At 68.6% G+C, this 22,688-nt stretch carries 14 protein-coding genes and 1 pseudogene; 9 read left to right on the top strand and 6 right to left on the bottom strand.

Annotation, left to right across the window (positions count from 1 at the left end; all coding sequences use genetic code 11):
• Nucleotides 1-24: 24 nt before the first annotated feature.
• Nucleotides 25-810, bottom strand: coding sequence for an EcsC family protein (locus tag VEC57_06415; protein HYB98754.1), 786 nt, complete (start codon nucleotides 808-810; stop codon nucleotides 25-27).
• Between the two features lie 13 nt (nucleotides 811-823).
• A complete protein-coding gene (locus VEC57_06420; protein HYB98755.1) occupies nucleotides 824-3,409 on the bottom strand; it encodes a hypothetical protein in 2,586 nt (861 codons plus the stop codon).
• Nucleotides 3,410-3,842: 433 nt separating this feature from the next.
• Here VEC57_06420 and VEC57_06425 point away from each other — a divergent pair, with 433 nt between their 5' ends.
• Complete coding sequence (locus tag VEC57_06425; protein ID HYB98756.1) at nucleotides 3,843-6,377, top strand: ATP-binding protein; 2,535 nt, start codon at nucleotides 3,843-3,845, stop codon at nucleotides 6,375-6,377.
• Nucleotides 6,370-7,497: a response regulator gene (locus VEC57_06430; protein ID HYB98757.1), complete on the top strand. Its 1,128-nt coding sequence runs from the start codon at nucleotides 6,370-6,372 to the stop codon at nucleotides 7,495-7,497. Before VEC57_06425 ends, VEC57_06430 begins: the two co-directional genes overlap by 8 nt.
• Nucleotides 7,498-7,531: 34 nt before the next feature.
• On the opposite strand, the gene VEC57_06435 is transcribed toward VEC57_06430, so the two are convergent.
• Nucleotides 7,532-8,389 (bottom strand): GNAT family N-acetyltransferase, encoded by an 858-nt coding sequence (locus VEC57_06435; protein ID HYB98758.1) that lies wholly within the window; start codon nucleotides 8,387-8,389, stop codon nucleotides 7,532-7,534.
• Between the two features lie 55 nt (nucleotides 8,390-8,444).
• Complete coding sequence (locus VEC57_06440; GenBank protein HYB98759.1) at nucleotides 8,445-10,286, bottom strand: alkyl sulfatase dimerization domain-containing protein; 1,842 nt, start codon at nucleotides 10,284-10,286, stop codon at nucleotides 8,445-8,447.
• A gap of 194 nt (nucleotides 10,287-10,480) precedes the next feature.
• Here VEC57_06440 and VEC57_06445 point away from each other — a divergent pair.
• The 3 genes and pseudogenes from VEC57_06445 to VEC57_06455 all read left to right on the top strand — a co-directional run bounded on the left by VEC57_06445 (nucleotide 10,481) and on the right by VEC57_06455 (nucleotide 12,769).
• A pseudogene (locus VEC57_06445) lies at nucleotides 10,481-10,645 on the top strand (cold shock domain-containing protein).
• Nucleotides 10,646-10,786: 141 nt separating this feature from the next.
• Nucleotides 10,787-11,032 (top strand): DUF1294 domain-containing protein, encoded by a 246-nt coding sequence (locus tag VEC57_06450; protein ID HYB98760.1) that lies wholly within the window; start codon nucleotides 10,787-10,789, stop codon nucleotides 11,030-11,032.
• Nucleotides 11,033-11,164: 132 nt separating this feature from the next.
• Complete coding sequence (locus VEC57_06455) at nucleotides 11,165-12,769, top strand: hypothetical protein (protein HYB98761.1); 1,605 nt, start codon at nucleotides 11,165-11,167, stop codon at nucleotides 12,767-12,769.
• 78 nt (nucleotides 12,770-12,847) lie between these two features.
• On the opposite strand, the gene VEC57_06460 is transcribed toward VEC57_06455, so the two are convergent.
• Complete coding sequence (locus VEC57_06460) at nucleotides 12,848-15,076, bottom strand: PBP1A family penicillin-binding protein (GenBank protein ID HYB98762.1); 2,229 nt, start codon at nucleotides 15,074-15,076, stop codon at nucleotides 12,848-12,850.
• A gap of 127 nt (nucleotides 15,077-15,203) precedes the next feature.
• Between VEC57_06460 and VEC57_06465 the strand changes: the two genes are divergently transcribed.
• Entirely contained in the window at nucleotides 15,204-16,799 is a 1,596-nt protein-coding gene (locus VEC57_06465) for a tetratricopeptide repeat protein (GenBank protein HYB98763.1), read from the top strand.
• Here VEC57_06465 and VEC57_06470 read toward each other — a convergent pair.
• Complete coding sequence (locus VEC57_06470; protein ID HYB98764.1) at nucleotides 16,706-17,491, bottom strand: hypothetical protein; 786 nt, start codon at nucleotides 17,489-17,491, stop codon at nucleotides 16,706-16,708. The genes VEC57_06465 and VEC57_06470 overlap by 94 nt on opposite strands.
• 182 nt (nucleotides 17,492-17,673) lie before the next feature.
• Here VEC57_06470 and VEC57_06475 point away from each other — a divergent pair, with 182 nt between their 5' ends.
• The 3 genes from VEC57_06475 to VEC57_06485 are packed head-to-tail and all read left to right on the top strand — an operon-like array spanning nucleotide 17,674 to nucleotide 22,636.
• Nucleotides 17,674-19,257: a glucan biosynthesis protein G gene (locus VEC57_06475; GenBank protein ID HYB98765.1), complete on the top strand. Its 1,584-nt coding sequence runs from the start codon at nucleotides 17,674-17,676 to the stop codon at nucleotides 19,255-19,257.
• Nucleotides 19,254-21,914, top strand: coding sequence for a glucans biosynthesis glucosyltransferase MdoH (gene mdoH, locus VEC57_06480; protein ID HYB98766.1), 2,661 nt, complete (start codon nucleotides 19,254-19,256; stop codon nucleotides 21,912-21,914). The genes VEC57_06475 and mdoH overlap by 4 nt, the downstream gene beginning before the upstream one ends.
• Nucleotides 21,911-22,636, top strand: a complete 726-nt coding sequence (locus VEC57_06485; protein HYB98767.1) for a queuosine precursor transporter — start codon at nucleotides 21,911-21,913, stop codon at nucleotides 22,634-22,636. The genes mdoH and VEC57_06485 overlap by 4 nt, the downstream gene beginning before the upstream one ends.
• Nucleotides 22,637-22,688 lie beyond the last annotated feature (52 nt).

Genomic DNA, 22,688 nt, shown 5'->3' on the forward strand with positions numbered 1-22,688 from the left:
AAAACGGACCGCCGGTCGCAGCGGCTACGGCTGCGGCAGAGAATCGTACGCCCGTCGCACGATCTGACTGCCGTGCACGCGTTCGAGGCGGCGAACGATGAAGTGCCCGCGCGCCATGTTCTGGAAATGGTCCATGAACAGCGTGTTGAGCAGCGCTCCGCCGGCGGCGCCCACCACCGGCAGCATCTGCGCCGCCACTTTCTGCGTCACCGGAATGCTGAAGCGCTGCGCGATCTGCACGAGAAAGCGCACCATTACCGGCGCCGTCTCCTGGGTCAGCCCGCGCTGCGCGACGAACTCGGCCGCTTCGGCCATGGCCTTGGCCATCGCGCCGCGTACGAAGAAGTAGCCGGACTCGGAGGCATCGTCTCCGGGACGGCGTCCGCCAAGCGCGAACACCTCCAGGCACGCCATCTTGGTCTGCGCGGTCTTGATGTGCTCGCCCTCGCTGCGTGCGACGTCGGCGATCGAGCGCAGCATGATCGTGGTGGAGATGGGCAGCTCCACGGCGAGCGCCGGCAGGCCGAAGAATCCGCCCGCCGCACCGGTGGTCGCCGCCATCAGCTTGTGCACCCACTCCGTCGATTCCTTGCGCGGGCGGTCGTCGAGGGTGACGAGGGCGAACGTCAGCGCACGATCGAGTGCCTGGCGCGTGGCCTGGGCGATCAGCTCGCGCGCATTCTGCGGCAGCAGGTCGAAGCCCGCCTCCAGCGGAGTGCCCACGGCGGCGCTGATGCGTGCGGCAAGGCCGGGATTCTCCAGCAGGTTGTGCGCCAGCTCCAGATCTTCGAGATCGTGCGCGGAAAGCATCAAGCGGCCTCTTTCACTTTCCCGTTGTACGGGACGCGCCGCCTTCCGCAACAGCCTTCCTGCGCTGCGGAGCCGATTCATCCCGCGGGCGCGCATCGGCGTCGGCGGGAACTGGCGCGGCCAGCTCGATGACGGCCTGCGCGAAGGGCTGCAGCAGCGTGATCGCCAGCAGCTCGCGCGCCGCCGTCGCCCACGGCGCCAGGTAGGGCTGATACAGCCGCCGGTCGAAGTCGTTCGCCAGCCGCAGCCGATGCATGCGCAAGGAGGTCTCCATCGCGAGCATGGCGTCAACCGCCTCGCGCCGCACGCGCGCGTTCGTCGACGAATAGCCGAGGATGGCCCAGCCGGCGGCACGCATGTCGCCGCCATCGCGCAAGGCGCGAAGGAGCCGTACGGCGTCCACGTCGTCCTGCGGCAGCGCCGCTGCGGCTGCCTGCTCCGGCGTCAGCACCTGCATCCACCGCCGCGCCGCCTGTCGCCGCGCCTGCAGGTCCGGCTCGATGGCGGCGCGCATCGCGTCGGCGGCGACCGCTGCATGCTGCGAAGAAGCATCGGCCGGCGATTGCGCCTCCGGCGATGCGAGCGGTCGCGGCGGGGACTGCCCCTCCGGCGATGCGACGCCTGCCGGCGAAGGCGCACCGTCGGTCGCCCGCGTCCCGCCGGCGGCCGCTGCGTTCCCGCCCGCGGCCGGGCTGGCGCGCGCCTGCTCTTCCGTTTCTCGCACGTCGCGGCGCACCATCACGTCGAAGCGGCCATGACGGGCGTCGAGCACGTAACGTTCGACGAAGAAGCGGCGCAGCTCCGAGAAGTATGCCGGCGATTCTTCGAAGAAGGTCCAGCCCGCGTTGAGAGTCACGCCGTAGCGCGGCGGTTCCTTCTGGAGCTGCTCGAGCACGCGACGTTCCTCCTGATGATCGGGACGGCCGGCGAACCAGTAGTCGTGCGGCAGCGGGTTCGCGCGCTGCGCAGCGTAGAGGAGCCCGCTGGTGGCGGGGAACGACCACACCGGATCTCCATGCAGCGTGTGCGCGTGGAGATGCTCGACCACGGCAGCGATGGCGTCGAGCTCATCGTCGGACTCGCGTTCCACTCGCAGCGGCAGCGTCAGCGGCATCGCACGCTCCGGCCCCGGGTCCAGCCATGCATTCCATGGTCCCACCAGGTTCGTGTACAGCTCCACCGAGAGCACCAGCGCGGCCATCGTCCAAACCGCAGCGTGCGTGACCGAGGATCCGTCGATGCCTTGCGGCCACACGCCTCGCGCCCACCATCGCACGACTCGCGCCAGCAACGCCGCGGCCACCACGATCGTCAGCGGAGCCGCCGTGATCTGGTGCATGAAGTCGGAGCGCGGGAACATCTGCATGTACATCGCCACCGCCATGAGCGCGCACACGACGAAGGTCCGACCGCGGCCGGAACGGCGGGGATCGAAGCCCGGAGCCACGACCAGGTAGGCAAGGCCGGTGAAGTTGGCCATCAGCGCGAGCCAGAACGAGGCGTTCTCGAGCTGGCTTGAGACCGCGGCGGCGGTTCCTTCGGGCGCAAGGCCGGAGGTCAGCGCAATCCAGCCGATGCCCGCGATCGCGCACGCGAACACGACCGCCGGCACCAGCGCCGGCACGAGCTGGGCGCGCACGAGCCGCCCCGCCATCGCGAACGACAGGCAGCCGGCCATCACCAGAACGGCGTAGGGCTGAGGCGGCGGATGCGCCACGTGATAGATGCTCTGGTAGTCGGCGCCGATCAGCAGCACGTCGAACAGGAAGCGCGAATGGCCGAGCTCCGTGTACAGCGGCACCATCCACGCAAGCGTCGGCAGCAGAAAGCTGGCGGCCAGCGCCACGATGGCGCCGGCACACGAAGCGGGCGTGGTGCCCTGCAGATGCGAGTCGCGTCCGCCGACGAGCACCGTGACCGCCAGGACGGGCAGCAGATGGACGAAAGCGTCCATGCCGCTCCACTGGAACTGGAAGGTGAACCACGTGCCGACCGCCATCACGGCCGCGCCGCCGACCGCGGCCAGACGATCCAGCAGCGTCTCGCGCGTGGCCACGGCACAGACGACCCAGGTCGCGCCGGCAAGCAGGAACGCGCCGGAGTTCGGCCGCAGCCACAACGCGAACGCCGCCAGCAGGCCTGCCGCAACGACCTTGTCGATGCGGGGGCGTTCGACCCACGACGAAAGCACCAGTGCGGAGGCGATCCAGGCAAGCGTCACTGCCCATGTCGGATACGGAACGTTGAACGCCGCGAACTCGCCGACGTAGACCGGCACGAAAGCCAGCCACAGCAGGGCGGGGATCGCCGCCAGCCGCGGCCCCGCGATCCGTCGCGTGATCTCGCACAGACCGGCGGCCGAAAGCGCGTTCATGCACACCAGCGCCAGCCGCACGCCGGGGACGGCCGAGGAGCCGCTCATGAACAGCGTGTGGATGGCGAAGAAGCCGGGCGTGTAGCCGGTATGGAAGTCGAAATAGGGCCGCTCGCCGCGAAGTGCGCGCGTCAGATGGAAGAGGACGGTGCCTTCGTCCTCGAGCTGAAAGCCGTAGCCGCGCAGGGCCAGCAGGTAGGCCAGAGCGGCGGCGAACACCGCCAATACCGGAACGAAGCGGGCGATGGATGCAAAGGATCGCCCGACGCGATGCGCCTGCCGTCCGCGCAACCCACCCATCAGAGAGCCGATAGCGCGGGCACGCCGGCTCGTCGAACGGCCAGCCGCCTTGCCCGCCGGTTCGGCCAGGTACAAACTCGCCACCACGGGGGCGTGATGCGCCCACGGGTCGGACGGAAAAAGGATGGGAGCGGGACAGACTGTCGGATTCGTGCGCGCGCTGCGCGGGCCTGAGCGCGTTCGTCCGCGCTCTGCGTGCGACGGCAACCGGGCCGGCGGACGATCCTGATGTCGCCGCGCCCGCATCGCCGCCGCCGCGGCCCCGCCGATCCCTCGGTTGCGCGACGGCAGGGGCGGAAGAACGGCTCGCGGCTCTTCCACTTCGCGCGCATCGCCCAAGCGGGCGGAGGCTTCTGAGATGGGTCGGCTGCAGAACCTGCCGGTCAAGCAGAAGCTCACGATGGTCATCCTGCTGACCTGTTCGGCGGTGCTGCTGCTGGCGTGCGCGGTTCTGGCGGCCTACGAGCTCTACGACTTCCGCCGCGCGATGGCCCGCGACACCACCGTACTCGCCGACGTCCTGGCCAAGAACACGCAGGCGGCGCTGGCATTCGAGGACGACGCGTTCGCGCGCGACATGCTGCGCGCCCTGCAGGTGGAGCCGTACGTGACGGCGGCCGCTCTCTACGACGACGGCGGCGAGCTGTTCGCGGAATACGTGCGGCCGGGCGAACAGCTGTCGCTTCCCGACGGTCCGGCCATCGACGGAGCCCGTTTCGAAAGCGGCCATCTCGTGCTGTTCCGCCCGGTGCTGCTCAACGACAAGCGCATCGGCACGATCTACGTGCAGGCCGAGCTGGTCGGCCTCTACGAGCGGCTGCGGCTGTTCGCAGGCATCGCGCTGCTGGTTCTGATCGGCTCGGTGCTCGTGGCGTTCGCGCTGTCGGAGCGGCTGCAGCGCTTCATCACGGCGCCCATCCTTGCGCTGGCCGCCACCGCCCGGGTCATCGCCGAACGCAAGGACTTTGCCGCCCGCGCGCCCGAAGCCGAAGGCGAGCACGAGATCGCGGTGCTGACGCGCGCGTTCAACGAGATGCTCACGGGGATCGAGGAGCGCGAGAGCGCGCTGCGCGCGGCTAACGAGGCGCTGCGAGGCGAGATCGGCGAACGCAAGGCTGCCGAGGACCGGGTGCAGTCGCAGCTGGCCCGGCTCGAACTGCTCAATCAGATCACCCGAGCGGTGGGCGAGCGTCAGGACCTGTTCAGCATCTACGCGGTCCTCATCCGCAGCCTGGAGGAGAGACTGCCGGTCGACTTCTGCTGCGTCTGCAACTACGAGCCCGGCGAAAGCTGCATCGTCGTCGCCGCGCTCGGCAACGCCAGCAAGGAGATGGCCGCGGCCATGGGCATGGAGGAGAAGGCCCGCATCGCCGTGGACGAGAACGGGCTGAGCCGCTGCGTGCGAGGCCACCTGGTGTACGAGCCCGACGTCTCGGTCGTCGGCTTTCCGTTCCCGCAGCGGCTGGCCAGCGGCGGGATGCGCTCGATGGTTGCCGCGCCGCTGCTGGTCGAGAGCCGGGTGTTCGGCATCCTCGTCGCCGCGCGCAGGCAGACCTCGGCGTTCAGCAGCGGCGAATGCGAGTTCCTGCGTCAGCTCAGCGAGCACGTCGCGCTGGCCACGCACCAGGTGCAGCTCTACCAGGCGCTGCAGCAGGCATACGAGGACCTGCGCCAGACCCAGCAGGCGGTGATGCAGCAGGAGCGGCTGCGGGCGCTCGGGCAGATGGCCAGCGGAATCGCGCACGACATCAACAACGCGATCTCGCCGGTGGCTCTGTACACCGAATCGCTGCTGGAAACCGAGACCAACCTCAGCCCGCGCGCACGCGACTACTTGAAGACGATCGAGCACGCCATCGACGACGTCGCGGCGACGGTCGCGCGCATGCGGGAGTTCTACCGGCAGCGCGAGCCGCAGCTCTCCCTTGCGCGCGTCCAGCTCAACGATCTGGTCGAGCAGGTGCTCAACCTGACGCGCGCGCGTTGGAGCGACATGCCGCTGCAGAAGGGCATCGTCATCAACCTCGAGACCGAGCTCGCCGAGTCACTGCACCAGGTGCTGGGCGTGGAGAGCGAGATCCGCGAGGCGCTGATCAACCTCGTGTTCAACGCCGTCGACGCGATGCCCGACGGCGGCACGCTGACGCTGCGCACGGGCGAGGTCGAGCGGGATTGGGGCGCCGGCGAGGGCGGCCTCCAGCGCGAGGTGTTCGTCGAGATAGCCGACACCGGCATCGGCATGGACGAGGACACGCGCCGCCGCTGCCTCGAGCCGTTTTTCACGACCAAAGGCGAGCGCGGCACCGGCCTCGGGCTGGCGATGGTCTACGGTTTCGTCAAGAGGCACGGCGCCAACATCGAGATCGAGAGCAGCGTCGGCAAAGGCTCGACGATCCGGATCAGCTTCCCGGTTCCCGCCGCCGGCAGCGGCACTGCAGCAGGCGCCCCTGCCGAGCCGCGCTCGCCCGGCCGCCTGCGGCTGCTGATCGTCGACGACGATCCGCTTCTCATCAAGTCGCTCGGCGATGCGCTCGAGACCGACGGGCACGTCGTCACCCGCACCGGCGGCGGCCAGTCCGGCATCGAAGCGTTCCGAGCGGCGCTGGAAACCAGCGAGCAGATCGATGTCGTCATCACGGATCTGGGCATGCCGTATGTGGACGGCCGCAAGGTCGCGGTCGCGGTCAAGGAGATGTCGCCGCGCACGCCCGTGATCCTGCTGACGGGCTGGGGCCAGCGGCTCGCCAGTGAAGGCGAAGTGCCCGAGCAGATCGATCTGGTCCTCAGCAAGCCCCCCAAGCTGCGCGAGCTCCGCGAAGCGCTTGCTCGCTTCACGCAGCCTTCTCAAGATGAGGCCTCATTCCCGAGCAGGGCGGAGGGAGGTCGTGGCTGAAGCCGTATCGGCGCGCATTCTGATCGTGGACGACGAGGCATCGCAGCGATCGGCGCTGTGCAAGACGCTGCGCGACTACGGCTACGACACCGTCGGCATGGCCTCGGCACGGGAGGCGCTGGCGTTGCTCGACAAGGAGCGCTTCGACCTTCTGCTGACCGACCTCATGATGCCCGAGACGAGCGGCATCGATCTGCTGCACGAGGCGATGAAAAAGGACGAGGAACTGATCGGAATCATCATGACCGGTCAGGGCAGCATCGACAGTGCGGTCGAGGCGATGAAGATCGGCGCCTTCGACTACATCCTCAAGCCGTTCAAGCTCAGCGTGATCCTGCCCGTGCTCTCGCGCGCGATGGCGCTGCGCAGGCTGCGACTGGAGAACGCGGTGCTGGCGACCAAGGTGCAGGAACGCACGCGTGCGCTCGAGGAGGCCAACGCCGAGCTCGAGGCGTTCGCCTACTCCGTCTCGCACGACCTGCGCGCGCCGCTGCGGCACATCCATGGCTTCATCGGCGTGCTGGTCAAGAAGCACGGGGAACAGCTTCCGGACGATGCGCGTCAACTCGTCGACCTCGTCCATTCGGGCGCCATGCGCATGGGACAGCTCATCGAAGACCTGCTGCGCTTCTCGCGGCTGAGCCGGCAGCCCCTGTCGCGCAGGCAGGTCCAGCTGTCGTCGCTCGTGCAGGACATCCTGTCCGAGCTTCGCAAGGAGACCGAAGGCCGCAGCGTCGAGATCGTCGTCGGTGAGCTTGCCGATTGCACTGCCGACACCGCGCTGCTCAAGCAGGTGTTCGTCAATCTCATCTCCAACGCGCTCAAGTACACGCGCAACACCGCCCGCCCCGTCATCGAGATCGGCTGCAGCCACGAGGCCGGCGAGACGATCTATTACGTCAAGGACAACGGCGCCGGCTTCGACATGGCGCAGGCCGACAAGCTCTTCGGCGTCTTCCAGCGGCTGCACGGCGAGAACGAGTTCGAAGGCACCGGCGTCGGCCTGTCGATCGTGCGGCGCATCGTGCAGCGGCACGGCGGCCGGGTGTGGGCCGAAGGCTCGGTCGGAAAGGGAGCCACGTTCTTCCTGACGTTGCCGGAGGAGGCGACGGCGGCGTAGGGCCATCGCTGCGGAGCGCGAGATGGCCGCAGCCTCAGTACCCGATCGACGGCAGCCACGCGCCGCGCGGCTCGTTGTACAGGCCGATGCTCATCAGCGTCATCGGCTGCACCACGCGCAGACCGTGCTGCAGACACCACCGCAGCACCTCGGAGTTGCGCGTCGGCAGCAGGAACCCGGGGCCCCAGTATCCCGGCGCGGCGGCGATCAGCGCCTTCAGCTCCGTGTTCGTCTCGGCGACGGTGTGTCCGAGGAAGCCGACGCCGGTGGTGTACCCGCCGATGCGGCCTTCGCGCTCGACGACCATCAGCATTCCCATGGCGAGCGCATCGCGCACCTCGCCGGTGCGCTCGTGGCCATGGACGCGTAGGCACAGCTCGGCGCATGCAACGATGTCCACGTCCGCACCCGGACGCACCTGGCAGGTCGTCGTGACGTTGGCGGGTGGATCGCCCTGGATGCACGACAACGGCTCGCGCGTGTCGAAGCCGAGCTTGGTGTAGAGCGACAGTGAGCGGTTGTGGTAGGCCGCCTGCACCAGGCGCACGCCGGCCGCCTCCCGGCGCCGCTCGCGATCGAGCACGTACTGCATCAGCGCGCGCCCCGCGCCGGCATTCTGCTGGCGCGGATCGACCGTGATCGGGCCGATGCCGGCGATGATGCCGCGCTCGTCGACACCGTTGCTGCCGACGATGCGCCCGTCGCTCTCGGCCACGACGACGTGATAGCCCTCGTTGGCCAGCAGCATGCCCATCATTCCGGTTGCGACCTCGGCGTCGGGAAAATCGCGCGGGAAGTTGTGCTCGGCACTGATGGTGGCGAAAGCCTCGTAACAGATGCGGCCGCATTCCGATGCGTCCTCGGGCCGCCCGGGACGAAGTTGCAGGCTCATGGGCCTGCTCTGTCTCGCGCGCCCGTACAGCGCAACCGCCGCTCCCATCGTCCCGTCACCGCACGACCAGCGGAATGGCGCGGTGCTCGGGCGTCTCGAAGTACGAGAAGAAGCGCCCCGCCTCCACCACCCCGCCCTTCTCCAGCGAGATCTCGCCCGAAGTCACCGCACCGACCACGCCGATCTCGCCGATGGCGATCCGCTCCAGGATCGTGCGCGGCAGCGCCAGCACGACGTCGGCATGCTCGGGAATGCCTTCGTGAAGCTGAGCGACCCCGCGCCGCACCTCCAGCGCGTAGCTCTGCTGCGTGTCGATGAAGCGGAAGCCGGTCGTGACGTGCGCATCCAGCGCATCTTCGGCCTTCAGGCGCGCCGTCATGCCTTCGAGGAATGTGCGCGTGGGCAGCGCCGCAACCACGTCGCGCGAAGCCAGCGCGCTGGTGGCGAGCCGCGCCATCTGCACGCCGTCGAGCGTTCCCTCGAGTTCGGTGGCCGCCGTCAGATACCAGTTTCGCCAGTTGATGTTTCGCTGGTCGTAGCCGAGGCGCCGAAACGCGCGCGCCTTGAGCGCACGCGCATCCTCGTCGCCCCGATCGATGCGAATGAGATGCGTCGCCAGCTCGCTCGCCCACTGCGCGTCGCCCCTCTCGTCGGCCTCGCGCGCGGCCGCCAGCACCTTGTCGCGCCCGCCCATCATCTCGACGTAACGCCGCGACCTCTCCACGCGCTCGACGGGATTCAGCCCCACCGGGTCGCCGTCGAACCAGCCGAGATAGCCCTGGTAGATCTGCCGCACCGAATGCTTGACGGTGCCGTAGTACTCGCGAAGCCACGGCTTGACCTCGGCCAGATGCCGCGGCAGCCGCACCGTCTCGGCCAGCTCGTCGGGCGTCATTCCTGCGTTCATGTGGCGGATCGTCTGATCGTGCACGTACTGTATGCCGTCGCGGTACACCTGCAGCACGCGCTCGACCTCGGCCGCGCCGATCACGGGCGGCCCGTGCGACGGGACCATGTGCTCGGCCTCGAGCGACCGCAGCAGGTCGATGCTCTGAAACCACGCCACCGGATCCCGGAAGCTGGTGCCGCGAAGCGTGTGCACGTTGGGAAACGTCGGTCCCTGGATCACCTCGGCCGACAGCAGGATGCGGCTCTGCGGCAGCCACATCGCGATCTCGTCCGGCGCCTCGCTCGGAACGTGCACGAAGACGACGTCGAGGCCTGCCAGCTTCGTCTCGACCCGGTCGCCGACGGTGTGCGTCGGAGCGATGAACGTCGCCCCCTCCGAGGTGCGCGGATCGAAGCCGGGGCGCGGTCCCAGCCCCGAGTTCATGCCCTCCATGTCGACGGCCGGAAGCAGCGCACCGAAGGTGTAGCCGGAACGCACGGCCAGGATCGGGCCGATGCGCACGCCTTGATTGGCGACGTGACGCACCAGGCTTTCGTGCGCCCACACCTGCACCGTGCCGTCGCGAACCTGACTCTCGCTGATGTAGGACTTCACCGCCGTCCAGTGGTCGGGATGGAAGTGCGAGTACACCACCGCCACCACCGGCTTGCTCGTGATCTTCGCGAACTCGGCGGCGATCTCGCGCCCCTCGCTCGGCGCCCCGCCGACGTCGAACAGGATCACGCCCTCGGGCCCCTCGACGAGGATCGTGTTGGCGATCTGGTAGCCGACGGCCGACCACACGTGCTCGCCAATCTTGTAGATCTTCTTCTCGAACAGCCTGGTATGCTCGTGCAGCTCCGCATCGATTCGCGGCTGCGGGCTGCCGGCGGGCGGCGGCGGCGGCAGCGATGGTGCACGATCGCACGCGCCGGCGGCGGCAAGAACGACGAGCAGGCCGAGGCGGAGACAGAGGGGTCGTCGAGCGACGCGCGGCGGTTGGCTCATGACTTCGAATATCATCAGGAACGCAGCTGTCGCGAGCGGCGCGTACACAGCGAAATCCTGCAATCAGGCGCTTCCCGGCGCAGCCTGCACGCGTTACCTTTCCGTCGATGGCTATGCAGGCACAGGGGACTCAGGCGCGCGCGACGCGCACGCCCGAGCCGGACGCGCAGGCGCCGCCGCGGAAGCGTGGCACGCTGGTGAAGTGGAACGATTCGAAGGGTTACGGCTTCGTCCACCCCGACGACGGCAGCGATGACGTGTTCGCGCACATCTCGGCGTTCGCCAGCGGCCAGCGCCGGCCCAAGGAAGGAGACACCGTCTTCTTCACCATCGAGCCTGCAGGCCGTCGGCCCAAGGCCGCCAGCGTACGCCTCGACGTTCTTCCGCTCCCCGACACCACCTGGCTGGCTTACGGCGTGGCGGCCATGTGCCTCGGGATCTTCTTTCTCTTCGTGTTCGGCTTGATCGGCCTCTCCGGGCCGATCCTCGCCTACATGGTGATGAGCATCCTGACCTACGGCTTCTACTTCGCCGACAAGAAGCGCGCCGAGCGCGAGGAGTGGCGCCTGACCGAAACCACGCTGCACGTGCTCGAAGCCCTCGGCGGCTGGCCCGGAGCGCTCCTGGCGCAGGCCGGACTTCGTCACAAGACGCGCAAGATGGAGTACCAGATGATCCTGTGGGCGATCGTCGCCGTCCATGTCGGCGCGTGGTCGATCTGGTACCTGCGCCGTACTCTCGCCTGAGCACGCGATCGTTCGACCCCGTCAACGCGGCCGCTTGCCAACGGCTCGCGAAACGCACCCTGTACACACCGGCGACTGGCAGATAATGGTACCAGTCGAACTATCCTTCCTGAGGATTCGCCGGGGGCCACCATGAATCGCAAGATCGCAGTCGTCGTGTGCGCAACCGCCGTCGCCATCGCGCGCCACGCCGCCGCACAGATCGAGCCGCCGGTGCAGACGCCGGCGCAGCAGGCCTGCATCAAGGCCATCAACAACGCCGCGCGCAATGTCGGAGAGAAGCAGGCGAGCCTTGCCCTGGCCTGTCTGACTGCGGCGGCGAAGGGTACGCTGACCGGCAGCGCGCACACCTGCCTCGTCACCGACGACGGCGACAAGATCGCCGACAAGATGGCCAAGACCGAGGCGGCCGCAGCAAGCAAGTGCGCGGAGCCCCCTACCATCGTCCCCTCCGACGCGCAGCTCGCCAACACCGGCGCGAGGGTCGCCCGGCGGCGCGGCATCACCGATCTGCTCGGGCCCGACCTGGATGCGGCCGTCGAGCCCTGCGCAGCCGAGGCGGCCGCGTGCAAGTGCCAGCAGGCGGTCGCGAAAGCGGCCGAGAAAATGTCGAGCGTCACGTGGAAGACCTTCGTCGACTGCAAGAAAAAGGTCGTGGAGGCGGGTGCGCGCCGCAGCGAAGACATCGCAGGCTGCGTCGGCGATGAGGCCACACCCGGTTCGATCGCTGCCGATGCCAAGGGGAAGATCGAGAGGGCAACCGCCAAGATGGCGCGGTCGATCGAGCGGAAATGCGACGCGGCGGGCGTGACGTCGGAGGCCTTCGCACGCGGCGCCTGCGGCAGCCTGAGCGGCGCCGCGCTGGCCGCCTGCATCGAGCGTCGGGTCGCGTGCCGCGCCTGTCAGGGCATCAACGATGTCGACGCCCTGAGCGTCGACTGCGACGCGTTCGACGACGGCGCCGACAACGACAGCTGCCTCGACACGAGCTGCACCTGCGAGGGGTCCTGCCTGGACCTGATCGACGGCCCCTTCCCCGCCATGGCCGACGAGCAGGCGGGAACGATCTGCGCCACGGCCTGTCAGCCAAGGACCGACGCCACGCCCGAGTGCGGAGACTGTGGCGGAAGCTGCGACGTCCGCGAGGTGTGCGCTCAGGGTTCGTGCCAGTGCCATGTGGGCCGCGCCATGTGCGTTCCGGCCTTCCCGACGACTCCGCCGTGCGCGCTGGTCGCCGAAGCGCACCGCAGCTCGTGCCGCTTCATGCACGGCGGCGCCGAGGGCAGCCCGCCCTATCGCAATACGGTGCTGAACGTGGTGGGCGACCAGGACACCGACGTCTTTTTCTACATCAACTTCAGGAGCCTCTATCCGGCCGGTGCGGCCCACAAGCCCTACGTGGCCGAATGCGACGCTTCGCGCGGAACTTTTCTCCTCCCGGGAGACAATACGCAGCACCAGTACTTCGACGGGGACGGGAAGATCACCGACATGGCCGGCCTGAGCGCCTCGACCCAGCGCCAGGCTCGGTGTGAGGAACCGACGTTCAAGCCGCTCCCGAACTCGGCGGACATTTTCCACGAAGGCTATTACTTCAAGTTCACGCCCAACCCGGGCGAGCACGGACAGGGCGTCGGCAAGATGACGTTCGTGGTGGAGTACCCGGTGCCGGCGACTCCGACCGAAACCTTCGAGGTCGTGCACGTCATCATCGACATCCGGCCAAGCGTGCCGTGAACGCGCCGGCCGGAAAGCCTTCCGATGACGGCGCCTGCGGCACGGCCGCGAGCCGCCGGCGCGGCGCAAGGTCGAGCCCTACGAATCGGGGAAGCGCGGCAACGGCTCGGACCCGATGCGATCGCGCGGCAGGTACTTCGGCGGCACGTCGCCGCGCGGGAAGCCGTACCAGTTGGCGCCGACGTTGACGAGAAGCGCCTCGTCGGGAATCGGCAGGCGATCGACGCCCGATCCCTCCAGCACTTCCATGATGTGAATCCACGCCGGCAGCGCCGCCACTCCGCCGGTCTCGCGATCGCCGAGGCTGCGCGTGCCGTCCGAGCCGATCCAAACGGTGGCGGTATGGCGGCGGTCGAATCCGGAAAACCACGCATCGATGTAGTCGTTGGTGGTGCCGGTCTTGCCGGCGCGGTCGTAGCCTTCCTTGAACGCCCTGCGGGCGGTTCCCGACCGCACCACCTCGCGCATCATGTCGGCCAGCTCGTAGGCCACGCCCGCCGGCAGCGCCCGCGGCAGCGGCCCGCCCGGCAGCACGCCGAGCGTCTGGTCCTCGACGACCACGCTGCCTCCGGCCACGCCCATCAGCTTGCCCTCGCCGTCACGGATCGAATCGATGAAGACCGGATCGGTCGGCGCTCCCATGCGAGCGATCGTCGCGTAGCCGAGCGTGATGTCCATGGGCGTCACTTCGCTGCTGCCGAGCGCGATCGACATGTCGCCGCGCAGCGGTGAGCGGATGCCCATGGCGCGCGCCGTCTCCATCACGCGCCGCGGCCCCAGCTCGTAGGTCATGCGCACCGAGACCGTGTTGAGGCTCTTGGCCAGCGCGTTGCGCATCGGGATGTTGCCGAAGTACTTGTTGTCGAAATTGCCGGGGCTCCAGATCTTGCCGTTGCCGCCGGGCAGACTGATGGGCCCGTCGTAGACGTTGTCGAGCTGATGTTTCCCGGCCTTGAGCGTGGTGGCGTAAACGAACGGTTTGAATGTGCTGCCCGGCTGCCGCCGCGCCTGCGTGGCCCGCACGAAGCCCTCGAGCACGTCCTGGTAACCGCCCACCAGCGCGCGCACGCGGCCGCTGGAGTTGTCGATGACCACCGCCGCGCCCTCGCCCCACGGCTTGGGATCGAGCTGGACCACGCCTTCGACGTCGGTCGCGCACACCCGCAGCATGTCGTTGCTGCGCGCCTCCGAAGACAGCACGCGCTTTCCCGCCTCGTCGGTGCGCCCTCGCACGATCAGGCCCCTGTCCTCCTTGCGCATGGAGAACGTGAACGGGCCCGCCAGCACCGTATCGAGGCCCTTCTTGCCGACCACCGCCTCGAAGCATTGGCCCGCCTTCGGCGGCATCGGCTCTCCGGTCTGGATGTCGGGCAGCAGGCCGCTGGCCTTTTCGAGGAACTCGCCGACCTCGGCATCGCTCAGGCGCCCGAGCACGCCGCGACGGCCTCGCCGGTCATCGAGCGCGTGCAGGGCGTTGCGCACCGCCTCCTCGGCGCGCGCCTGCACGTCCAGATCGAGCGGCGTGTAGACGTGGAAGCCGTGGGCGTTGGCGGTGCCGCTGCCGAACAGCCGCCGGATCTCGCGCCGCACCTCGGTGACGTAGGCGATGCCGACGCTGGTCTTCTCGGGATGCTCCACCGGCAGCACCACCGGCGCCTGCGCGTAACGGCGTGCGTCGCCGAGCGTGATGTAGCCTTCCTGCACCATGCGCTCGAGCACGTAGGCGCGCCGCGCGATGGCGTCCTCGGGATGACGATGCGGCGAGTAGCGCGACGGCGCCGGCACCAGGCCGGCCAGCGTGGCGGCCTGTCCGGCATCGAGCTCGGCGGCGTGCTTGCCGAAGTAGTCGAGGGCGGCGGCCTCGACGCCGTAATTGCCCGAGCCGAGATAGACGTAGTTGATGTACAGCTCGAGCAGCTGCTTCTTGTTCAGCTCGCGTTCCAGGCGCAGCGCCAGCACCGCTTCGCGCAGCTTGCGCGTGTAGCTCTTCTCGTTGCCTACGATCAGGTTCTTGACGATCTGCTGCGTGATCGTGGAGCCGCCCTGCACCCTTCCCGAGCGCATGTTGGCCAGGAACGCACGCATCATGCCGGCAGGGTCTACGCCCCTGTGCGCAAAAAACCTGCGGTCCTCGGCGGCCACGAACGCCTGCCACACGATGTCGGGAAGGTCCTTGATCGGCACCCAGATACGGCGCTCGACGTAGAACTCGTCGATGGCATTTCCCGATGCGTCATAGATGACGACGTTGGATGGCGGACGATAATCTTGGAGATGCGCGAGGTTCTCGGGCAAAGTGGAGAGCACGTTCAGGTTGAGCCAGTGGAGTCCCCACGCGGCCGCCCCTGCAGCAACGACGGTGAGCGATATCAGTAGAGACCGGGCAAACGGCCGCCGCCGCTTCCTGCGCTTGCGCGCTGCCGCCTTCTTGGCCATGTCCGCCGTTATAGCAGTTGCGGGTTGTGGATCCCGCTCCGGCACCGGTGAAAAAGCCGATACGGACGGATGGGGCCTGACCGGGCAGGAGCGCTACCTGCCGGCCATCGACGTCCTGATCGAGCCCGTCGAAGAGCTCGGCACCCATCGCTACGCCAAGGAGGTGGCCGGGCTGGTGCTCGCGCTCTACGAGACCGGCCTGGCCGATCTGACTCCGGTCGTTCCGCACTACTACAACCACTCTGCGCCGCCGGGGATCGACCGCTGGCTCTCGGGTGCGAGCACCCATTGGCGAGCGCGCTTCACCTTCGCGTACGACCGCGAGAGCGTGCAGATCGTCCTTCGCATCTGCCCGTCCGACGGCCCCTGCAAAGGCGCGGCGGCCAGCGGCCCGCGCGAAGCTCCCGAGGGCGCGATCACCGAGCTGCTGGTCTGGAGCGCGGGACAGTTCGGAGCGCCCGTGCCTGCGGGCATGGTCGAGACGTGGTCGCGGCCGCTGTCGGCCGATCGCTACGCGGTTCTGGTGCTCGGGCGCGCAGCGGCGATCTGGTACGGGCTGGAGCAGCCGGTGGAGGCCGAGGAGCGAGGCGTGCCCTCGCGCGATCCGATGACGCGCGCCGTTCTGATCGATCCGTCCATGGCGCTGGCGCACTACGGCGTGGCGCGCCGCGCGCTCGAGATCGGCCGCAACGACGTGGCCGCGCGCGCCTTCGAGCGGGCGCTGGCCAACCAGCCCGGGCGATTCGTGTTCGAGGCTGCCGCGGCGGCCGCCGTGACCAACGCGGGGCAATGGGCCGAGGCGCGCAAGCGGTGGGATGCGCTCGACGCCCGCTGGCCGGCCGACAGCCGCTTCGCGGCACCTCGCGTGGAATCCTACGTCAAGGCCGGCGCACCCGCGGAAGCCAAGGCGATTCTCGATGAGCTGCCCGACCGCTTCAACGGTGATCCGACGGTCGCGCGGCTGCGCGTCGAGATCGCCGAGGCTGTCGGTCCGGGTCCCGACTACGAAGCGCTGGTCACGGCATGGGAGGACGCGGCGCCGTACGATCCGGAGCCGGTGCGCCGTCACATTTCCCTGCGCCTTCGCGACGGGCGACTGGCCGAAGCGTTCGAGCTGCTCGAGAAGCTGGAGGCGCGCGGCGCGGCCACCGAAGCCAAGCAGCTGATGATCGCGCTCGGCGCGGAGATCGGACGCTACGAGGAAGCGGCCAAGCAGGCGGCGGTCATGGGCAGCGATTCCCTGGCCGCGCGCCTGCGCCTGCGCGCCTCCATCGAACGCGGCGCACGCGATCCATCGGCGCAGCTCGCATCGGCCTCCGACTTCGAGGCGCGGCTGCTGGCGGCCAAGCTCAACCTGGCGCGCCATCCCGACCGCACGCTCGAGCAGGTGCGCGCGCTGCTGCGCGAAGACCGGTTCCGCGTCGAGGCCATCGCGCTGGAAGTTCGTGCGCTCGAAAAGCTCGGCAGGTGGGAGGAGGCGGTCAAGGCGCGCGAGCGCCTTCAGTTCGCCGACCCGGCATTCGTCTCGGGGCCAAGGACCGTGGCGGGATCGACCTCGACCGGCTCGCAGGAGCAGCTCTCGCTCTCGGAGTAGCAGACCTTTCCTCGCACCAGCATCACGCCGGCGGCGGGGACCGCGCCCGGACAAAGGAAGCCGCCGCCGAAGGCCAGTATTGCGACCAGCGGTGCCGGCTTGCGCGCCGCCGCGCCGGCGTCCTCGTCGGTGGCGGCGCTGGCCGCCGCCGGCGGAATTCCGTAGGTGGGCACGAGAGCTAGAGGGCATCCTCGAATGGAAGGCTCGATGTAGCGCTCGTGCCAGGACGCCGACTCCGGATAGCTGCGTGAGAGATCATCGACCCTGGCCAGCAAATCGAGAACCTTGTGATTGGTCTCGGCGTCGAGCAGCGGCCGCACCGTTGGCTGCACGGTCAGCGCCTCCACTCGCTGCGCCTGCACTCGCGCGCTCTGGACCGCGTCGCGGAAGGCGCGCCCCAGCTCGCGCGCACGCTCTCCAAGATCGTTGACCCAGGGCATCTCGCAGCTGGGACTGGCGCCGGCCAGGCTCAGGCGGCGCTCGCCGAACTCGTTCTGCACGCGAAAGATGGCGGTGGCGATGGCCTCGGCCTCGTCGGTCAGCTTCTCGAGGCGCGCGATGGCCTCGCTGGCCTGGACGAGGCCAGGGGCAAGGATGGACGGATCGATGCCGTCGCTCAGCTCCGCACGCGCCGCGGCCACCGGCAGCGACAGCGTCGCCGCAAGCACACAAGCGGCCAACCGCACGGACATCACGGCCCTGCTATCCGCATGCGACCTGCCGTTCAAACCGCTGCCTGCGCGCTGCCTGCGCCACCCACCCTGGCTCGGGCTTCCTTGTCTGCTCAGCAAGCATGCCGGATAATCCCTGAACGAACCGGTGGCCACCTTCGCCGTGGCACGTCGCCGCCGGCTGCAACGCCCAGGAGGATTGGATGCCAGCAGGAGCAAGGGTCGGACGCACCAGCGTCGCGGCCGCGGACGAGACCGTTCGCGCACGCGGGCGCATCGTTTGGCCAGCCGCGCTGACGGCCGCGATCCTTGCCGTCGCAATCTTCGCCGTTCCCGTCCGCAGCCTTGCGTTCACCATCGAGGATGTCGCCGAGAAGGCCGCCAAGCTGGCGGCCGAGCCGTATCAGGATCCTTCGGGCCAGGTGCCCCAATGGCTCATCGACATGAGCTACGACCAGTGGCGCGACGTGCGCTTCCGCGCCGACCGCGCGCTGTGGAAGGACCGCGCGCTCCCGTTCGAAGTGCAGTTCTTCCACCCGGGCCTCTTCTACGACCGCATCGTCGCGATCAATGAAGTCGACGCCGGCGGCGTGACGCCGGTGACGTTCTCGCCGAGCATGTTCGACTACGGCAAGAACGACTTCGCCAGCCGCGTGCCGCAGGACCTCGGCTTTGCCGGGTTCCGCCTGCACTACCCGATCAAGAACGCGACCTACAAGGACGAGGTCATCGTCTTCGTCGGCGCGACCTACTTCCGTGCCGTGGGCAAGGACGAGGTGTTCGGCATCTCGGCGCGCGGCCTGGCCATCGACACGGCCTCGCCGTCGGGCGAGGAGTTCCCCTATTTCCGCGAGTACTGGCTGGTGCGGCCGACCAAAGGCGCCACCGACATGGCCGTCTATGCGCTGCTCGACAGCCCGAGCCTGACCGGCGCCTACAAGTTCGTCATCTATCCGGGCCAGCAGACGGTGGTGGAAGTGGAAGGCCGCATTTTCCGCCGCAAGGATGTGGCCAAGCTCGGCATCGCGCCGCTGACGTCCATGTTCATGTTCGGCGAGAATTCGATCCGCTGCTTCGACAACTACCGCCCCGAGGTCCACGACAGTGACGGCCTGCTCCTCTACAACGACACCGGCGAGTGGCTGTGGCGGCCGGTCGACAACCCCACGACGCTGCAGGTGCACGGCTACCAGATGACCAACCCGCGCGGCTTCGGCGTGCTGCAGCGCGATCGCGACTTCGCCAGCTACCAGGACCTGGAGACGCACCAGGAGCGGCGGCCGAGCACGTGGATCGTCCCCAAGGGCCAGTGGGGGCCGGGCCGCGTCGAACTGGTCGAGATCCCGACGCCGCAGGACATTCACGACAACATCGTCGCCTACTGGCTGTTCGACCAGCTGCCGCCGCTCGGGCAGCCCATCAACTTCGCCTACAAGATCTTCTGGTACGGCGACGACGTTTCGCGGCCGCCCGCCGGCCGCGCCACCGCCACGCGGCGAGAGAAGGGAACCGCCGAGAACCGCTACCGATTCGTCGTCGACTTCGAAGGCAAGGCACTGGCCAAGCTGCCCGCCGACGAAGTGCTGCGCGCGGCGGTCACCGTCACCGGCGGCGATGCCGTCGGCAGGATCATCGACCAGTACGTCATCAAGGTCGGACCGACCGATGCCTGGCGCCTCGGCTTCCAGGTCGAAGTCGCCGTGCGCGAGCCGGTCGAGCTGCGCGCCTATCTCGACAAGGCCGGCAGCGCGCTGACCGAGACCTGGTCGTACACGCTGATCCCTTGAACGAGGACGGGACCGCAAAGGTGCGCGAGCACCACGATGCCGGGCTGCGCGAGCACGACGCGGCGTCGCCGCGCGGCGGGCCTCGGTCGGTCTCCGATGCCATCGGCAGTGCGCCCGACCGCCTTCTTCACGACTGGAAGCAGGCGCACAAGCGCTGCGTGGCCTACCTGACCATGCTCGACGTCGATGCCGCCGAGGCCGAGTCGATCGCCGCCGAAGCCGTGCAGACGGCGGTGACGCGGCAGAGCTGGGAGAGCGGCGGGGATTCGCTCTCGGAGGCGCTGCGCGCCATGCGCGAGATCGTGCTCGCGCGCCATCCGCTGAGCGAGCCGGTTGCCGATGATCTCGACCCGTTCGTGGCCTGGCGCATGAACGCCGCAGCGTGCGCTGGCGGCGGAGCCGAGCGCGGCTCCGGCCGATCGCTTCCGCGCGCGACGCCGCCGCTGGCCAGGCGATGGATGCCGCTGGCCAAGCTGGTGCGGCGTTTCTCGCGCCCGCGCACCGAGCCGGCCGACGAATCGGCGGCGGGCGCGCGCGCACGCCGCAGCGTCTCGCACGAGGAGGTCTATCAGGGCCGCCGCCATCTGCCATGGACGCGCGTGGCGCGCCGCCGCCGCATGCTGCTCGGCCTGCTCGTGCTGATCCCCAGCATCATCGCCAGCCAGTTCATGCTCGACGTGCTGCCGCAAAAGGGCGGAACGTGGGTGGAGATGGCGATCGTGGTCAGCTTCGGCGCGCTGTTCGGCTGGATCTCGATCGGCTTCTGGACGGCGCTGCTCGGTTTCTTCGTGCTGCTGCGCGGCCGCGACCGCTTCGCCATCACGCGCATCGACGACGGCGAGGTCCTGCGCGCGCTCGATCCGTCGGTCAAGACGGCGATCGTCATGCCGATCGCCTCCGAGCCCGTCGAGCGCGTCTTTGCCGGGCTGCGGGCGATCTACCAGTCGCTCGAGCGCACCGGACAGATCGAGGCGTTCGAGTTCTTCGTGCTCTCCGACAGCTCCGACCCGTCGGTGTGGGTGCAGGAGGAGGAAGCGTGGCTGGCGTGGTGCCGGGAGACCGGCGGCCACGACCGCATCTTCTACCGGCGCCGCAACATCAAGCTGAAGCGCAAGAACGGCAACGTCGGCGACTTCTGCCGGCGCTGGGGCGGACGCTACCGCTACATGATCATGCTGGATGCCGACTCGGTCATGAGCGGCGAGACGCTGGTGCGCCTGGTCCAGATGATGGAGAAGCACGCGAAGGTCGGCATGATCCAGACGGTGCCGGTCGCGATCCATCGCCGCTCCGTCTTCGGCCGCGTCCAGCAGTTCGCCGCGCGCGTGTACGGCCCGATGTTCACCGCGGGCCTGCACTTCTGGCAGCTCGGCGACGGACAGTACTGGGGCCACAACACCATCATCCGCGTCGAGCCGTTCATGGATCACTGCGGCCTGCCGCCGCTTCCGGGCAAGCCGCCGCTCGGCGGCGACATCCTCAGTCACGACTTCGTCGAGGCGGCACTGATGGGACGCGCGGGCTGGCAGCTGTGGCTCGCCTACGACCTGGGCGGCAGCTACGAGGAAACTCCCTCCTCGCTGCTCGAGGAGATGAAGCGCGACCGGCGCTGGTGCCAGGGCAATCTCCAGCACGTGCGGCTGCTGTTCACGGAAGGCCTGTTCGGCGCGCATCGCGCGCTGTTTCTCAATGGCGCGCTCTCGTACATGTCGGCGCTGCTGTGGTTCGGCTTCCTGCTGCTGTGCACCACCGAGGCCGTGCAGACCGCGCTCCGCACGCCCGAATACTTCGGAGACCGCCCGAGCCTGTTCCCGCAGTGGCCGGTATGGAAGCCGGCGCTCGGCTACGCGCTGCTGGCGGTGACGGGCGCGATCCTGTTCCTGCCCAAGGTGCTGAGCGTCGTGCTCGTCATCATGCGCGGCGCACGGCCGTACGGCGGCGCCATTCGCCTGATTCTGAGCGTGCCCATCGAGATCCTGCTCTCGAGCCTGTTCGCGCCGATCCGCATGGTGTTTCATACCCGATTCGTGCTGACCAACCTGATGGGCCGCACGGTGGGCTGGAAATCGCAGCCGCGCGAGGACGCCGAGACTTCGTGGCACGAGGCGGTCCAGCACCACGGCCTCGATACCGTGCTGGCAACGATGTGGGCGGTGCTGCTGTACTGGCTCAGCCCCGGCTACTTCTTCTGGGTGCTTCCGGTGGCCGCCGCGCTGGTGCTGTCGGTTCCCATCTCCGTGCTCGTCAGCAAGATCGGGCTGGGCGATTCGGTGCGCCGCATCGGTCTGTTCCTGATTCCCGAGGAGACGCAGCCGCCGCGCGAGCTGGTCGATCTGGCCGAGAATCTCGAGCGCGCCACCGCCCATTCGCAGTCGCTGCCCGAGCGCCTGCGCGACGGCTTCACGCGCGCCGTCACCCATCCCTGCACCAACGCGCTTCACCGCACGCTGCTCGGGCGGCGCCGAAAGCTGCATGCGCGCATCCGCGACCAGCGCACGACCCTGATGAACGAGATCGTGCCGCTCGGGCCGCAGGCCGCTTCCCTGCAGGCACGCAAGGCGCTGCTGGCGGATCCCGACGTGGTGGATGCGATCCACTGGCGCGTCTGGCGCGAGGCCGATCCGGAGATCGCGCGGCGCTGGGGCGTGCCGGCGTGACGGCCGAGGCACCGTCCGGCGTCGCGACAAGCTCCGGCCGCCGTTACAAGTACTACGACCTGGTGATGGCCGGTTTCGTCACCGTGCTGCTGTGCTCGAACATCATCGGGCCGGGCAAGGTCTGCAACATCGGCGGCTTCACGTTCGGCGCCGGCAATCTGTTCTTTCCGATCAGCTACATCTTCGGCGACATCCTGACCGAGGTGTACGGCTATGCTCGCGCGCGCAAGGTCATCTGGGCCGGCTTCGGGGCGATGATCTTCGCCACGATCATGAGCCAGATCGTGATCCGGATGCCCGTCGATCCGGGCGAGCCGTACAATGCGGTGATCCAGCCGGCGCTGGAGACGGTCTTCGGCAACACCTGGCGCATCGTGGCCGGCTCCATCCTGGCGTTCTGGGCGGGCGACTTCGCCAACTCCTACGTGCTCGCCAAGATGAAGCTGCTTACCGGCGGCCGCTATCTGTGGACGCGCACGATCGGCTCGACCGCGGCCGGACAGGCGGTAGACAGCGTCATCTTCTATCCGCTGGCTTTCTGGGGCGTGTGGACGCCCGACAAGATGCTCGAGGTGATCACCTTCAACTATGCGATCAAGGTGATCTGGGAAGCGGTCAACACGCCCATCACCTACGTGATCGTCAACTTTCTCAAGCGTGCGGAGAACGAGGACTACTTCGACGCGAAGACGAATTTCACCCCCTTCTCGCTCGAGGATTGACCGGGCGGAATCTCGGATCCGCCCTCGCACCCCCTGTGCGGCGAAGCGGCCG

Source organism: Candidatus Limnocylindrales bacterium (genome assembly GCA_035626395.1).
In the GTDB taxonomy this organism is placed as follows: Bacteria; Desulfobacterota; Binatia; order UBA1149; family CAITLU01; genus DASPNH01.

What these genes read in the sequence shown, in the direction of transcription:
- VEC57_06415 (HYB98754.1), bottom strand. Translation starts at nt 810, where the DNA reads ATGCTTTCCGCGCACGATCTCGAAGATCTGGAGCTGGCGCACAACCTG.
- VEC57_06425 (HYB98756.1), top strand. Translation starts at nt 3,843, where the DNA reads ATGGGTCGGCTGCAGAACCTGCCGGTCAAGCAGAAGCTCACGATGGTC.
- VEC57_06435 (HYB98758.1), bottom strand. Translation starts at nt 8,389, where the DNA reads ATGAGCCTGCAACTTCGTCCCGGGCGGCCCGAGGACGCATCGGAATGC.
- VEC57_06440 (HYB98759.1), bottom strand. Translation starts at nt 10,286, where the DNA reads ATGAGCCAACCGCCGCGCGTCGCTCGACGACCCCTCTGTCTCCGCCTC.
- VEC57_06450 (HYB98760.1), top strand. Translation starts at nt 10,787, where the DNA reads ATGAGCATCCTGACCTACGGCTTCTACTTCGCCGACAAGAAGCGCGCC.
- VEC57_06455 (HYB98761.1), top strand. Translation starts at nt 11,165, where the DNA reads ATGAATCGCAAGATCGCAGTCGTCGTGTGCGCAACCGCCGTCGCCATC.
- VEC57_06465 (HYB98763.1), top strand. Translation starts at nt 15,204, where the DNA reads ATGTCCGCCGTTATAGCAGTTGCGGGTTGTGGATCCCGCTCCGGCACC.
- VEC57_06470 (HYB98764.1), bottom strand. Translation starts at nt 17,491, where the DNA reads ATGTCCGTGCGGTTGGCCGCTTGTGTGCTTGCGGCGACGCTGTCGCTG.
- VEC57_06475 (HYB98765.1), top strand. Translation starts at nt 17,674, where the DNA reads ATGCCAGCAGGAGCAAGGGTCGGACGCACCAGCGTCGCGGCCGCGGAC.